Source organism: Desulfonema magnum (assembly GCF_017377395.1).
In the GTDB taxonomy this organism is placed as follows: domain Bacteria; phylum Desulfobacterota; class Desulfobacteria; order Desulfobacterales; family 4be13; genus Desulfonema_C; species Desulfonema_C magnum.
This window is the reverse complement of the sequence record NZ_CP061800.1, coordinates 695,924-710,182: the sequence shown is the minus strand read 5'-3', so window position 1 is coordinate 710,182 and position 14,259 is coordinate 695,924. Positions and strand designations below refer to the sequence as shown.

Genomic DNA, 14,259 nt, shown 5'->3' with positions numbered 1-14,259 from the left:
GATTTTGATTTTTAAGACACAGTGTTTGACTATGGAATCAGCAGACGCTGTCCGAACTGTTTCACCTCGGAAATTTCAGTAAATCAGGTTACTCGTTGTTCTGCCCGATAAGCAAGTTCTGCGCCATGAAAAAATAAATGTTTAATTAAAACAAATTATAACAAAAATAACATACCATTAAAATAATTGTCAAGAAAAAACAGCAAATATGTTCAGTCTTGATAATATCAGCAGACCGAAAAAAAAGTCACGGGTGCCGCCTTCCCAGGCGGCCTGGTATAAAAGTTTTTTATATACTTTTTTCTGCGAGCGTCGGAGAAACCCGGCTTTTTCCTTTATCGGAGACGCGTCATTCCGAAAAAAAGCCGGGTTTCTTCCCCGGGCAGATATTAAAAATTTATGTCCGGGTACTTAAGCCGGATATTTGTGCATAGGCGGGTGGCTCAAACCGGAGTTTGGGAACAAGGTCAGATAACTGTTGGACAAAAATTTTAACGGAATATTGCTTTATGAAACAGATCGTTATTTAACTTTGATTACAGTCAGATCATTTTTTAATTTCTTTTTTTTATGTCATTTAAAAAAATTATAAATTCCCATTTTTTTTGGTGCATGAAAGGAAAAAACAGGCTATAATAAATTCAAATAGTTTGGTTTGGCTTTTTTCTGTATCAGGCGTAACTGCCAGATATTCATAAGCCATAACCCGGGAGGAGAGGAAAAACCTCGGTCCGATGGCATGAATTTGCAAGTGTGTTTCCGCCGGCTTTTTCCATACACACAGATTCTGAAAACTTTTCACAGTTCATTTTTTCTGACTCTGGCTCCCAAAGCCTGTTGTTGACATTTTTAAAATATATTTTAAGAAATTGACTATGATTCATGGTCAAGACGTCGAATAACCTCAAAAAAACGTAAGCCGAAACATGAAGGCATCCCCAAATTTTCGCAAACTCCTCTGTTTTCGGTTTCAACAGGAGATAAAAAATGGATGATATATTAGGCGAAGGGCTTTTTATTGATGAAGACACCATGGAAATGATCCTGATCTTTGATATGGACGGAACAATTACCTATGTCAATGAAAGGGGAGTCGAGGTGATGGGGTATTTTGAGGATGAATTCCTGGATATGAATATCACAGATATTCTTCCTCCTGACCAAGTTGAAAAAATAAAACAAGAAATTCTGAGCAAATATAATAACGGAGACAAGGGCGTGGCCCATCAGGAAGCGAAATTCATTGACAGGAATTTAAAAATGCTCTCCATGGAAGTCAGCGCATCATTAATAACGAAAGATAACACAGCCTCGGGTATCCGTATTATTGCCCGTGATGTTGAGGAACCAGAGAAAGGTATTGCTGAAGAACCTGAGCCAAAGCCGGATATCTCCGCTCCTAAAGTGCCTCGGGATATCCCTGAACCCAGGCCGGTGAAGGAGACTGGAAAATCTGAACCTGGTCCGCGAAAAAAAATTGCAGAACCCGGAGATAAATATCGTCTTGTTACCGAAGCTGTGAGGGATATGCTTCTGACTTTTGATATGAGCGGAAGAATTACTTATATGAATGAACGGGGGAGAGAAATGATCGGCTATTCTGAAGAAGAACTGCCGAACATAAACATCACAGATATTCTTTCCCCGGAACAGCTTGGCATATTGAAGAAGCAGCTTTTCAGAAAGCCCATTGCCAGAAACAGAAAGGTGCTGATTCCCGAAGCCCGGTTTGCGAACCGGCGATTAAAACAAATGTCTCTGGAAGTAACAGCGTCCTTAATTATGAAACGCGGCACTCCCTCGGAAGTTGTTATTCTTGCCCGTGACCTTACCCGGCGGAAGAAAATGGAAAAAGAACTTTTAAAGTCTCAGAAATTCGAATCCTTTGCCACGCTTGCCAGCGGGCTTGTTGATGATCTGAACAATTCATTAACCGGAATTATGGGAAATATTGATCTTGCCCAGATGGATTCAGCGTCTGACGGAAGAGTTTCTGAAAGGCTGGCTTATGCAAAAGAGGGATGTACGAATCTTAAGCATCTGATCCGGCAGTTTATTATTTTTTCCAAAGGCGGAACCGCCAACAGGGAAATCGGTTCCATTGAAGAACTTATAAAAGATTCGGTTCCCCGGGGGATTACAGGCCCCAATGTTGTCAGCGATTTTTTTATAGAGACAGATTTATGGACTGTTGCTTATGACAAAGCGCAGATGAAAGAGGTCATTAACAATCTGATTTTTAATGCCGGTGAGGCCATGCCGTCCGGCGGACAGATTAAAATTTATGCTGAAAATATTACCGGTGCTGTCGCACGGAAAGAGGCTGGCCTGCCAATGGAAGAGGGGGATTATGTAAAGATATCCGTTCAGGACAGGGGAGCCGGGATCCGTGAAGAACATCTCGGGAGAATATTTGATCCTTATTTTTCGACAAAAAAAAAAGGGCGGGGACTGGGACTCACTATTGTCTATTCCATCATCAAAAAGCATTACGGCTATATTTATGCAGACTCAAAGCCAGGGGCCGGGGCAACATTTTACATTTATCTTCCCGCGTCCAAAAAAGAAATCCCTCGCAAAGAAGAAACAAAGTTGGCAAAACCTTTTCTTCATAAAGGGAAAATCCTTATCATGGATGATGAGGACATCATCATAGATGTCGCTGGTCAGATGCTGAGTCAGTTAGGGTATGATGTGGAGTTCTCAAAAAACGGGACACAGGCAATTGATATCTATAAAAAGGCAATGAAGTCCGGGAAACCTTTTGACGCGGTTATTTTGGATTTATATGTGGAGGGCGGCATGGGAGGAAAGGAATCCGTAAAGGAACTTCTCAGACTTGATCCTGACGTGAAGGGGATAGTTTCCAGCGGTTACGCCAATGATCCTGAAATGACTGATTTTAAAAAACACGGTTTTGTTGGTATCGTGGAAAAACCCTACAGCATACAGGAACTCAGTCGGACTTTGGAAGACATAATAAAGAGTGGGAAGTGAGATGTGAAAAAATTATGATTTCTATAAGGAGGCGAATGAAATGGAACTGAAGCAGAAGGGAACAAAAGCAGATATCGGCGCGTTTAAACAAATGAAAGTTTCACTCACATGGCGTTCTGCCGTTGATCTTGATCTGATGGCTTTTTATAAAACAGGCGACGGCCGAACGGGCGGAGTTTATTCAGATAACTACGCGGGCGGAACCCTTGGTGATCTTAATCAATTTCCATTTATCGAGCTTTCGGGTGATGAAGGCGTGGGGGCTGTTGGCGGGGAGAACAGCGAAGACATGCGTATTGTCAAACTGGATGATTTCGAGGAACTGTATATCTGCGCGCTCAATTTCACGGACGCGTCATCAGGTACGGACAAGGTTTTTGCCGATTATGACGCCAGGGTTGATGTTGTGACTGACCGGGGCGAAAGTCATACCGTGGTTCTGGATTCCCAGCAGCCCGGGCCGGTTGCCGTGATCTGCAAATTTGCCGGCGGGCTTATCTCCAACTCACTTATCAATGACAGCGAGGTGATGCGTCTGGAAGAATTCAGGTCCCGTATTCCGGGGGCTTCCGAACTGAAACTGGCCTCTAAAATCACCCTGAAATCCAAAGGCGACAGCTACGCGCTCAGACCAAAGGTGTCAGCCGGGGAAATTCTTATCAATCTCAACTGGAATCAGCAGCCCGAAGGCGATCAGCAGTCAGGCGGATTCTTTTCAAAGCTTTTCCGCGGCCGCAGCAGTGCAATTGATCTTGATCTGGGATGTCTGTTTGAAATGCGGGACGGTGTCAAAGGATCTGTTCAGCCCCTTGGCAATGCGTTTGGCGCGTTTGATCAGCCCCCGTACATAAACCATCTCGGAGATGACCGGACAGGCGCATGGGCTGAGGGCGAAAACATGAAAATTAATCTGGCCCGCATTCAGGAATTAAAACGGGTGCTGATTTACACCTATATTTACGAAGGCGCGCCGAACTGGGGCAGCACCGACGGTGTGGTCACGGTGAAAGTCCCGGGACAGCCGGTTGTCGAAGTCCCCATGGGATCACAGAGAGATTCCAGGGGATTTTGTGCGATTACGTTGTTGGAATTTGAGGGAACAGAGATAAAAGTGACCAAACTGGTCACTTTTCATAAGGGGCATTCCGAATGTGACAGAACATATCGGTGGGGCCTGGAATGGGTTGCCGGGTCAAAGGATTAAAATTTAGCCCACACTTTTCAAGAGAGCGCTGAAATGAGATTTCAGCACTCCCTTGAATTGTCAGCCGGAAAATATGAGACGAACGGCCGCACCTCTTCCTGATGCTGTTTGCGAGGCTAATTTAATCACTTATCACTCGATGTTCAAGTTTTTTTCTGTCATTCCTGCGAAAGCAGGAATCCGCTGCTCCCGGAAGCGCCGTATATGCCCAAAATGGATTCCTGCTTTCGCAGGAATGACAGGCTTTTTACTCGAACCGGATCAAAAAACTTGAACATCGAGTATCAGAAGTTTTGTTTGCGATCTTGTTTCAAAAGTGGATGACCTTATTCACCACGCCGTTCTCGACATCTGCTGCAAAATTCTCATATACAAATGTCTTCACGCCGGAAGGATTGCTGATGATTCGCCGGGGCCTTCCGTATGCTGATTTTAAGCTTGAAACGCTTATCTTCTGTCTGACCGGTGTTTCCACCAGTTCAACCACATAGTCCAGAACAAAGACCCGGGTGGAATTTTTTATGTAACAGTCACCGGAAATAAGCCCGAATCCCAAAGGATGCCTGACAAACCCCTCCAACTGCTTTTCTGTTATTTTATCACAACCTCCAAGTATTACAGGCGATGACTCTGCAAAATGAGATGATGTGATTTTTCCAGTTACAAGGGCTTGTGCTTCCATACCGGGAAACTCTCTTACCATATCTGCATAAATCCCCGCGGGTTCAAACTGAATAAATCTCTCCCATATCTCTTTGGCTTCTGTTTTTCTGTCCTGTTCAGCCAGCAGCCGTCCCAGATTGTAAAACGCATCGGAAAACCCTTTGTTGCTGTTACTCACACTTTTCAATATTTCAGAAGCCTGTTCAAATATGTCCGTTTTTACTGAATTACCAAGCAGATACATGGCAACAGCACGATTACAGAGAACTCCCGGATCATCCGCACTGATCTTTAATGCATCATCCAGTGCGGCCAGGGCACCGGAATAGTTGCCATCCATGATAAGAGCGGAAGAGATATTGACACGGGCCGCCAAATATGAACTCTCTTTTTCACATGCGGTTTTGAAATCATGTATGGCATACTGAATATGTGCTTTGAACTGTGTCATCCGGGGACATTCTCTGCCTCTCACGGCAACGAGCCTGCCCGCTCTCGTGTCCGTATCCAGAACAGTGGCCAGTTTGAACTGATACGCCTTGTTCGGATCGCAGGCCGCCAAGGCTCGGACGGCTATCTCATAATGAATAAGCCCCAGATTGTTACAGACCTCCCGGCAGGGATATTTTTCTTTGAATGCCTCAAGCAAAGCCAGCCCTTTCTCATACCTTCCAATCTGACAGAACCGCACTCCCAGATCAAACAGATAAATTTCATTGACGACAGCCCTCATATTGACAAGTAAAAAAGCAGCCCGCTGCTCAGGGGTGGGGTGAACCTGGTGTTCAGGAGCGGAGTGAATCTGATAGGTGTGGGCAGTCTTCTCTGTCAGTTGGCTTATCCATTCCTGAAAGAAGTTCAATCCGTTTGCATCAACTATTGCCAGCGGATCAAAGCCGGCCATGGATGTGTAGAGTATTCCATAAGCATCTGCCTGAAGTTCTTTTTTTCTTGCTATTTCCCTGGCACGGGAAGTATTTTCAATATCCTCGGTTTTAAGAAGAAGACTGCGATTTTCCTGGTCTGCTTTCCGGCCGGTTCCGAAATCCTGCAACGCCTTAAACGCGGAAACATGCCAGAAATCGTCTTTGGCCAGATGTGCCATCTCATGTCCGAAAATAAAGGCCAGCCGGGCATCGCCGGTTTCTCTGTCCGCATTTATGTAACAGTTCTCCATCGCCTTCTGAGTCAGAATCACCGTGCCGTCTTGTAAAGATATTGCCCAGGGATACCCGGTCTCATTGATGATCAGCAACTTGGGATATCTGTTGCTTCTTTTGTCTGCTGCGGCCAGTACCCGGTTAAAGATCGCCCGGGTTCTTGAAACCCGAGGATGATCTTTGGCAGTCAGGATATCGTAGTTCCTCACCCAGTAATCTCTGTATTGCTCTTGTGAGAAGACAGGAGAGGTTTCAGGGAATGAAGCAAGGAAAATACCTGTAATCAGAAATATGAATACTGTTTTCATGTCTGTACCCGGTAAGCTCGAAAAGGTTTGAAGTTCCGCGTTCACACGGTCTGCTGATATAAATTTTGAAAGGAAGATTATCCGGAGTGCCAAACTTACAGTTTGGCAGAAATGCTCAGACTTGCAGAGATCGAAGATATTGCCAAACTGCAAGTTTGGGAAACTTCACACCTTTACACGGAATTTTTTATCTGCGTACGGCCGGGATTCCGGGAGCATTGCCAAACTGTAAGTTTGGCACTCCGGATGTCCCTGTTACGGTGTGACCCTGAAAGCACCCAGAACCGTAGTCCATGCTGCTGTGGAAATCGGGCCCAGATTCCTGCCGCGTAATGAATGCCCGGCTTTTGTGCTGAGGAGTGCCTCAAGCGGATTCAGTTTTCTTTCTTCGGAACGCTTACGATATCCTTTTTGCTCCAAAACATAAATATCAATGGGTTCCAGAGTGGCAATCAGGCGGATATATTCATAACCGGGCTGATCAATCCAGAGTGTGACCTCTTCCACTTTGCGAATTCCGTTTGCTTCGACTTTGGCATATTCTTTGTTCTGATACGGTGTCGGATAAAAAGGCACAATTTCACCATCTGATGTAATATTAAGCAGATATATGAAAAAGGCTTTGTCTGATGTGTTATGAATGGAAAAGGTGAGCAACCGGTCAGCTTTTAAATCAAATTGTTCCGGTTCTCTTGCCGTAACCGTCCTTTCCTGTTGCCACAATATCCCGCCAGCTTCAATTCTTTCCGGCCATATGCTGCTTGTTTCCTGTACCTTTTCAACGGGATTACCTGGTTCGCTCTTGCGCCATATGGTAATGCTGAGTTGAACAGGACTTATCTGACCTGGTGCGGATGACAGGCTGACCAGATTTTTCACTCTCGCAATCTTTGCAAGGTTGTCGCACAGGACTTTCGTCCCTTTGTCATCATCCGCCATACTGATTTTCAGCTTCTCCTGATACAGTGCCTCATCCGGGGTCAGAATCCAGCACTCAGGATTCTGATCAGCACAAGATCGGGGCAGGCTGTCGTTTTCTTTGCTGTAAACATACTGATTATGGTTGTCCTTTTCAGGCCGCAATATCTGAATGACAAAATCACTTTTACCCTGATTTTCTGTTATTTCATATGCAGGAAGCGTACTCACCGCTTTTTTTATTTTATCAGCCAGCAACTGATCCTCTTTCAGGTCCGCCCTGACAAAAATTTTCATGGGGTCGGCCTTATGCTGATAATGTTCCAGCAGCAACAGATCACCCACTTTGAACGTCCCCCTTATCCGGCCCTGGCTCCATGTGGGATATGTTCTGGTGATCTCAATTGTTGGATATTCCTTATTTTTTGTCCGAATATCAGCCTTTCGATACACCGAGCCGCGTGTGACACCCAGCAGACTCCCGGCATCAATTTTGGCTGTCAGTCCGTCATGGGACACATACCTGATCGGAATGGCTGCTGTGCGGTCAGCAAAGCTGCCACCGAAAATAAGCCGTTTTTGTTCTCCTTCAATCTGAGGATGTTGTCTTCCCCCTGCGTATTGCCGGACTTTCGCACAGGTACGTTTATAGAGGTTTCCCCAGGTCTCATCCGGTCTGGCTTGTTCGAGGCTCTGTGTCCAGAACCAGGTGAACAGCCCGTGAATTTTATCTTCCTTCCTGTATTCGCTGGCTTTTTCATTATCTCTGCAAGCAGTGATACGCAAACCCGGAAGGAAAATGTTTTGAACCGGAACCATACCCAGGGGATGAGGCCGGAAATCCATGGGAACTCCCCGTGTCGCAAGTGCAGCTTCTCCTCTGGTCACTGTCCCGGAATGGCAGGAATCTGACACAAATATGACATGCTCTGTCTTCTGGCCCAGGGATGACAGCCATGAGTGGATTTCATCATCCAGGATATCATAATTGTTCAGAAGTTCAGGGGAGACCGGGGGAGATGGTGAAAGCGATTCTTTTTTCTGTAATTCTCGAATTTCAGCACAATCTTTCCCAGGCGAAGCAGGGGGCAGACTACGATCCGAATGTGGGTTTTGATCAGATTGCACGATGGCAAAATCCTTATATGACACCCATGTGGAATCTTTTCTCCAATTCGGCGATTCATCTCCGTTCAGGTCACAAGTGTATGACCCGTGACCAGAATAATGAATGTAAACAAAATCACCCTTTTTTACGGTGTCGGAGAGTTTTTGAAAAGCTGCTTTTATGGCGGTGTGTGTTGCCTGTTCATCTGTAAGAACCGTGATATCTTCCGACTTACAGTGAAAATGCCCGGTAAGAATTGCCTTCATCAGTTCCACATCATTCTTCGCACCCTGCAACGGCTTGAATTCTTCTCCGCCGTATTTGTCAATTCCTATCAGCAGGGCATATTTTTTAGGAGCCGGTGACAAATTTTCTGATTCGCCCAGGGCCTTTGCCGCTTCATACCTCGAAAACAGCAAAAACAAAAAGCAGAGCCAAAAAACAACGGACTTTACTTTGAAATTCAATAAACAGGATATTTTCATTTGTTTTTCTCCCATGCGTTCGGGTTCCATAACGAGTGACAAAAAATATGGTATGATCATTTGATTTGAGACCAGGGGTCTGATTCGATTATCTTGTCTTTTTAGCAGAATCCGAAGCATTTGAAAATATTTTTCATCAGACGTTGCCGAAACCAAAGCTTTTTTTGTTTAACAATTCGTTTTTAAAGAATTATCATTAGATGGAAAATGTCCCAAAACGCTCGCCCGGGATTGACAAATCCCGGGCATTTCCGAGGGATTTCCCAATCCCCCGGGAGCGACTCGGGATCATTTTCCATATGCTGATTATCCGAAATAAAATCTGACCCCGGCAATAAATTGCCGGGCTGTTTTCAGCCGTCCCTTCGGGACTGAATTATTCCCCCTGATTTATAAATGTGTCCGGCAGAGCCTTGATGAAAGGATTTTTTCTGACGTTCTTGAAAATATCCTGAAAATCATTTAGTTTGGAATCAGATTTTGAGAGAATCGCCTCTCCGGCTCCGGCGGAAATTGCCAGTTGGTTCCGCTTCATAGACTGGGTGATGTTTCTGCTGGAAAAGGAAGATGATATGTTCTGGGATCAGGTGTCAGTTTTTGAAAAGGAGGGAAAAATGCCGTATATCACAGTTACCCCGGTCCCGTAAGGACGACCGAGAATAGCCCGGCAATTCATTGCCGGGTCAGGTATTCTCAGATTAGATAAGTACCTGTGCAAAAATTTTTTATATATCTTTTTTCTGCGAACGGCGGAGAAACCCGGCTTTTTCCTTTGTCGGAGACGCATCATTCCGGAAAAAAAGCCGGGTTTCTTTCCGGGCAAATATAAAAAACTTTTGCTCAGGTACTTATTTCCGGTGCCGATCTCTGAAAAGCCGTTTCGTTTCGGGGATAACGTGGGCAGTTCCATGCTGCCGGGAGAGGGCTTGTCCCAGGATGTGCGTGAGCATACCGTATATTCTTCGCTGATTTTTTATTTTTAAGATTATCTGTGGGAAATTCAGTCCCGGAGGGATTCGTCACTCCGAGAGCCTTTTATTCCGGTAATGATTACGCCACAAAGGCACGAAGTCTCACGAAGTTTTTCTTTGTGCCCCTTTGTGTCTTCGTGTCTTTGTGGCATTAATATAGTTGTACATAGCGTTAAACTTTTAAAAACAAAGGAGGTTCGTAATGAAGAACGCTTTATCATCTTTAAAATTTTTTTCTTTTTCTTGCAGTCTCCTGATTTTTTTTTCTCTGTTCGCCGCATCCGGCGTGGGAGCTTCGGATGATGATTATGAAGATGACAACGAATTTCAAAATGCAAATGTTATCTGGATTAATCCCCAGGAAACAGAGGATGAGGAATCAGGCTATGAATCGCTTCAGACACATAATTTTTATGATGCCGGCGATGAGGATTGGGTGAAGTTCTATGCCCGCAGCGGAGAGACATATAAAATTGTAGCAGAGCCATCTCCGGGAGAAGCAGGTAAAAACTGCGATCCCATCATCGGCGTTTATAAAAGTGACGGACAAACTCTGGTGTCAGATCATAAAGGTAAGGAAGAAGATATCGGAAATGTGGGTGAGGAAGAATTCTTTGAATGGAATTGCACTGCCGACGGTATTTATTACGCTAGGATCAGACAGTGCGATCCTGATATCGTTCAGGAATGTCTGGCTCAGTATGGCGATGGAACACAATATTCCCTCCAACTGACCAAACCCCATGCTGCTTTTAACGGACTGATTTGCGGCACGATAGTTCCCGCGACAGAATCAATTGTAATTATGACAGATGTGGCTGAGGCAATCGTTCTCTCCGATGGAACTTATTATATTCCTCACGGCCCGGGTACGTTCACACTGACCGCTACTGACCTATCAGGATTGTACGAAACCTATTCCGAGACAGTTACGGTTGAAGAATTTGGAAAAACCCGGATTGATATAAAACTGGTTTATAAAGGCGATGTCAGCGGCGACGGCTATGTGAATCTGGGAGACGCTCTTCTGGCGCTGAAAGTGCTGGCGGGAATGAGTACTGAATATCTGACTCATCCCAAGTATGCAGCATCAGGTGCTGATGTGAACGGGGATGGCAAAATCGGATTTGAGGAACTCCTCTATGTTCTGCGGATCTTGTCAGATAAAACTTTTCGTTGATTTTTATCTTTTAAGGCTGTTTACAGGAAAAAAAGTTTTGCAAAAACTACAGGGAAACCGGATAAGAAAAGGAAAAGAATTCTCCATTGTTACAGATTGTCCGACCCCTGATTAAAGGATTAAGGAATTTTCATGATTTCTCCCAAGCCCGCAGACGCATCCGGCTGAACACAAATCCTGAAAATCATTTCATCAGGTGAATCAGGGTTCGGACAATTGTCCTGCAAGTCTTGAAAAAATCCTGAAAGTCATTTATCCTGAAATTGTATTTTTAAGGAAAATGGGGTCTTCGGCTTCGGCGACAATCGGATTTTTTCTAAAAAATCCGATTGCCGTGTTTTCATAACCGGGGGCGAAATATATTTTAATCGCTGACAAAAGGAGCGGAACAAGGCTGAAAACATGACAGAAAAACATGACTATGACACGCCCTGGAAGGAGATCATCGAGCAATATTTTCCAGAATTCATTGCCTTCTTTTTTCCGAAGGCGTTTCAGGACATTGACTGGAAAAGGGGGTACGAATTCCTGGACAAGGAACTGCAAAAAATCGCAAAAGATGCGGACACGGGGCGGAGATATGTGGACAAGCTCGTGAAGGTGTGGCTGAAAAACGGGAAGGATGTCTGGGCCGTGATCCATGCGGACATTCAGATAGAGGGGGAAGGGGACTTCTCCGAGCGCATGTACATCTACAATTACAGGCTGTACGACCGGTACCGCCGCCACGCGGCGAGCTTCGCCGTGATCGGCTATGCGGGAAGGAAAAAGAATACCGGAAAATTTGAGAAGAAACTGTGGGACTGCGAGGTCAGATTCCGTTTTCCGGTGGTCAGGCTGGGAGACTACGCAAAGGATGAAAAATCGCTGAGAGACAGCGACAATCCTTTTGCGGTGGTCGTTCTGGCACATCTTAAAACAAAGGCGACTGTCAGAAGCAGCAGAAAGCGGATGCGGGAGAAGATCGCCCTTATCAGACATCTGTACAGAAAGGGTTTCTCAAAACAGGATATCATAAATCTGTTCAGGTTCATAGACTGGGTGATGTTCCTGCCGGAAAAGGAGGACGATCTTTTCTGGGAAGAAGTTTCAGTTTTTGAAAAGGAGGGAAAAATGCCGTATATCACAAGTGTCGAAAGAATCGGATATAAAAGAGGTATTAAACAGGGGATTCAGCAGATGAGATCAATGCTGGCGAGGCTGATTGCCAAAAAATTCAGAGTTCGGCCGGAGCAAGAACTGCCAAAACTGGAAAAACTGGGCCCGGATGACCTGCTGGAACTGGGAGAGGAACTTCTTGATTTTGAATCACTTGAAGCGGTTTATCGGTGGATTGAACGGCGGACTGCCTGATTTCCAGTCCCGTAGGGACGACCGGGGCGGGTATTCCAAGCTACCCCAGTCCCGTAGGGACGACCGGAGGATAGCCCGGCAATTCATTGCCGAGGCGGGTATTCCAAGCTACCCCAGTCCCGTAGGGACGACCGGAGGATAGCCCGGCAATTCATTGCCGGGGCGGGTATTCCAAGCTACCCCAGTCCCGTAGGGACGACCGGAGGATAGCCCGGCAATTCATTGCCGAGGCGGGTATTCCAAGCTACCCCAGTCCCGTAGGGACGCCCGGAGGATAGCCCTGCAATTCATTGCCGGGGCGGGTATTCCAAGCTACCCCAGTCCCGTAGGGACGACCGAGAATGGCCCTGCCCCGGTTCAGATTAGATATTTCCGGTTCCGAGTTCTGAGAAGCCCGACTGCTTCAGGTAAATCAGGGCCTCTATCTACACGGATTAGTGATAAGCAGGGATTTCGTTTGCGGACAGCCAAAAAATTCCTGCCTGTCACTAACCCGTCCGGATCGCCAGACCCGTATATCGCATCCGGCTGAACAAAAATCCTGGAAATCATTTTATCAGGTGAATCAGGGTTCGGACAATTGTCCTGCAAGTCTTGAAAAAATCCTGAAAATCATTTATCCTGAAACTGTGTTTTGGGGAAAATGGGGTTTTCGGCTCCGGCGGCAATCGGATTTTTTCTAAAAAATCCGATTGCCGTGTTTTCATAACCGGGGGCGAAATATATTTTAATCGCTGACAAAAGGAGCGGAACAAGGCTGAAAACATGACAGAAAAACATGACTATGACACGCCCTGGAAGGAGATCATCGAGCAATATTTTCCAGAATTCATCGCCTTCTTTTTTCCGAAGGCATTTCAGGACATTGACTGGAAAAGGGGGTACGAATTCCTGGACAAGGAACTGCAAAAAATCGCAAAGGATGCGGACACGGGGCGGAGATATGTGGACAAGCTCGTGAAGGTGTGGCTTAAAGACGGGAAGGATGTCTGGGCCGTGATCCATGCGGACATTCAGATAGAGGGGGAAGGGGACTTCTCCGAGCGCATGTACATCTACAATTACAGGCTGTACGACCGGTACCGCCGCCACGCGGCGAGCTTCGCCGTGATCGGCTATGCGGGAAGGAAAAAGAATACCGGAAAATTTGAGAAGAAACTGTGGGACTGCGAGGTCAGATTCCGTTTTCCGGTGGTCAGGCTGGGAGACTACGCAAAGGACGAGGAATCGCTTAAAAAAAGCAACAACCCTTTTGCGGTCGTTGTTCTGGCGCATCTGAAGACAAAGGCGACTGTCAGAAGCAGCAGAAAGCGGATGCTGGAAAAGATCGCCCTGATCAGACATCTTTACCGTAAAGGCTTCTCAAAACAGGATATCATAAATCTGTTCAGGTTCATAGACTGGGTGATGTTCCTGCCGGAAAAGGAGGACGATCTGTTTTGGGAGGAAGTGTCAGTTTTTGAAAAGGAGGGAAAAATGCCGTATATCACAAGTGTCGAAAGAATCGGATATAAAAGGGGAATTCAGCAGGGAAGGTCAATTTTGGCGAGACTGATTGCCAAGAAATTCAGAGTTCGGCCCGAGCAGGAACTGCCAAAACTGGAAAAACTGGGCCCGGATGACCTGCTGGAACTGGGAGAGGAGCTTCTTGATTTTGAATCCCTGGAAGCGGTTTATCAGTGGATTGAACGGCGGACTGCCTGATTTCCAGTCCCGTAGGGACGACCGAGAATAGCCAGACCCCGGCTCAGATTAGATATTTCCGGTTCCGAGTTCTGAGAAGCCCGACTGCTTCAGGTAAATCAGGGCCTCTATCTACACGGATTAGTGATAAGCAGGGATTTCGTTTACTTATAGCCGAAAAATTCCTGCCTGTCACTAACCCGTCCGGATCGCCAGACCCGTATATCGC

At 45.9% G+C, this 14,259-nt stretch carries 8 protein-coding genes; 6 read left to right on the top strand and 2 right to left on the bottom strand.

What is annotated here, in order from left to right; translation table 11 throughout:
- Positions 1–987: 987 nt before the first annotated feature.
- Both dnm_RS02730 and dnm_RS02725 read left to right on the top strand, forming a co-directional pair.
- A complete protein-coding gene (locus dnm_RS02730; RefSeq protein ID WP_207681190.1) occupies positions 988–2,997 on the top strand; it encodes a PAS domain-containing hybrid sensor histidine kinase/response regulator in 2,010 nt (669 codons plus the stop codon).
- Positions 2,998–3,037: 40 nt separating this feature from the next.
- Positions 3,038–4,201: a TerD family protein gene (locus dnm_RS02725; protein ID WP_207681189.1), complete on the top strand. Its 1,164-nt coding sequence runs from the start codon at positions 3,038–3,040 to the stop codon at positions 4,199–4,201.
- Positions 4,202–4,511: 310 nt separating this feature from the next.
- Here the strand turns inward: dnm_RS02725 and dnm_RS02720 are convergent, their stop codons facing one another.
- Both dnm_RS02720 and dnm_RS02715 read right to left on the bottom strand, forming a co-directional pair.
- Complete coding sequence (locus dnm_RS02720; protein WP_207681188.1) at positions 4,512–6,332, bottom strand: M48 family metalloprotease; 1,821 nt, start codon at positions 6,330–6,332, stop codon at positions 4,512–4,514.
- 255 nt (positions 6,333–6,587) lie between these two features.
- Positions 6,588–8,843: a caspase family protein gene (locus dnm_RS02715; RefSeq protein ID WP_207681187.1), complete on the bottom strand. Its 2,256-nt coding sequence runs from the start codon at positions 8,841–8,843 to the stop codon at positions 6,588–6,590.
- Positions 8,844–9,310: 467 nt separating this feature from the next.
- Here dnm_RS02715 and dnm_RS02710 point away from each other — a divergent pair, with 467 nt between their 5' ends.
- The 4 genes from dnm_RS02710 to dnm_RS02695 all read left to right on the top strand — a co-directional run bounded on the left by dnm_RS02710 (position 9,311) and on the right by dnm_RS02695 (position 14,051).
- Entirely contained in the window at positions 9,311–9,490 is a 180-nt protein-coding gene (locus dnm_RS02710) for a hypothetical protein (protein WP_207681186.1), read from the top strand.
- 526 nt (positions 9,491–10,016) lie between these two features.
- Positions 10,017–10,994: a dockerin type I repeat-containing protein gene (locus dnm_RS02705; protein WP_207681185.1), complete on the top strand. Its 978-nt coding sequence runs from the start codon at positions 10,017–10,019 to the stop codon at positions 10,992–10,994.
- Positions 10,995–11,396: 402 nt separating this feature from the next.
- A complete protein-coding gene (locus dnm_RS02700; protein ID WP_207681184.1) occupies positions 11,397–12,347 on the top strand; it encodes a DUF4351 domain-containing protein in 951 nt (316 codons plus the stop codon).
- 765 nt (positions 12,348–13,112) lie between these two features.
- Complete coding sequence (locus dnm_RS02695) at positions 13,113–14,051, top strand: DUF4351 domain-containing protein (protein ID WP_207681183.1); 939 nt, start codon at positions 13,113–13,115, stop codon at positions 14,049–14,051.
- The last annotated feature ends 208 nt before the right edge of the window (positions 14,052–14,259 follow it).